This is a genomic window from Streptomyces sp. UH6 (genome assembly GCF_013421635.1).
In the GTDB taxonomy this organism is placed as follows: Bacteria; Actinomycetota; Actinomycetes; order Streptomycetales; family Streptomycetaceae; genus Streptomyces; species Streptomyces abyssomicinicus.
This window is the reverse complement of record NZ_JACADT010001321.1, coordinates 1-1,231: the sequence shown is the minus strand read 5'-3', so window position 1 is coordinate 1,231 and position 1,231 is coordinate 1. Positions and strand designations below refer to the sequence as shown.

The following is a 1,231-nucleotide window of genomic DNA, read 5'->3' as shown; positions in this document are numbered from 1 at the left end:
GGACGGCTTCGCGCACGGCTTCGCGCACGGCTTCGCGGAAAACCGTTCGACGCGCACCGCGCCGCTCGGACATCCTCTGCGTCATGTTCCGGCACGCCTTCATCCTCGCTGCAGCATCCGCGGTCGCGGATGCCGCGAAGGCTGCCGCCGCGTTCCTTGCAGCGGGCGCCGCAGTCGGCGCGGCCGCCGACGGCGCCCGAAGGTGACCCTCCCCGGACAGAACCTCCGGCGGACCCCGTAGGGGGAGGGTCGGAGAACCGCCCCCCGGGGTCCCCGCCCGGCCCGCTCCCTTCCGTGAGCGGGCCGGAGCCCGCACGCCACCTCGCGAGGAACAGCCATGCCCAAGACGGCATTCGTGCGCACCAAGCCGCATCTCAACATCGGCACCATGGGGCACGTCGACCACGGCAAGACCACCCTGACCGCCGCCATCACCAAGGTGCTCGCCGACCGCGGCGCCTCCCGCTACGTCCCCTTCGAGCGCATCGACCGCGCCCCGGAGGAGGCCGCGCGGGGCATCACCATCAACATCGCGCACGTCGAGTACGAGACCGACACCCGGCACTACGCGCACGTCGACATGCCCGGGCACGCCGACTACGTCAAGAACATGGTCACCGGCGCCGCCCAGCTCGACGGCGCGGTGCTGGTGGTGTCCGCCCTCGACGGGGTGATGCCGCAGACCGCCGAACACGTGCTGCTCGCCCGGCAGGTGGGCGTCGAGCACATCGTCGTCGCGCTCAACAAGGCCGACGCGGGTGACCCGGAACTGACCGACCTGGTGGAGCTGGAGGTCCGCGAACTGCTCAGCGCCCACGGATACCCCGGCGAAGCGGTGCCGGTCGTCCGGGTCTCCGGGCTCAAGGCCCTGGAGGGCGAGCCGCGTTGGGTGGCGGCCGTCGAGGCGCTGCTGGACGCCGTCGACACCTGCGTGCCGATGCCCGAACGGCACCTGGGGGCGCCCTTCCTGCTGCCGGTGGAGAACGTGCTGACCATCACCGGGCGCGGCACGGTCGTCACCGGGGCGGTGGAGCGGGGCACGGTCCGCACGGGCGACCGGGTCGAGGTGCTCGGCGCGGGGCTGGAGTCGGTGGTCACCGGACTGGAGACCTTCGGCCGGCCCATGGAGTCGGCGCAGGCCGGGGACAACGTGGCGCTGCTGCTGCGCGGCGTGGCACGGGACGCGGTGCGCCGCGGTCACGTCGTCGCCGCGCCCGGCAGCGTCACCCCC

At 73.4% G+C, this 1,231-nt stretch carries 2 protein-coding genes; both read left to right on the top strand.

Annotated elements, in window-relative coordinates; all coding sequences use genetic code 11:
- Positions 1 to 206: hypothetical protein (locus HW445_RS32970; RefSeq protein WP_218957563.1), on the top strand; the 206-nt coding region annotated here is incomplete at its 5' end.
- A gap of 131 nt (positions 207 to 337) precedes the next feature.
- The coding region (locus HW445_RS31590) for an elongation factor Tu (RefSeq protein ID WP_180224197.1) at positions 338 to 1,231 on the top strand (894 nt) is incomplete at its 3' end.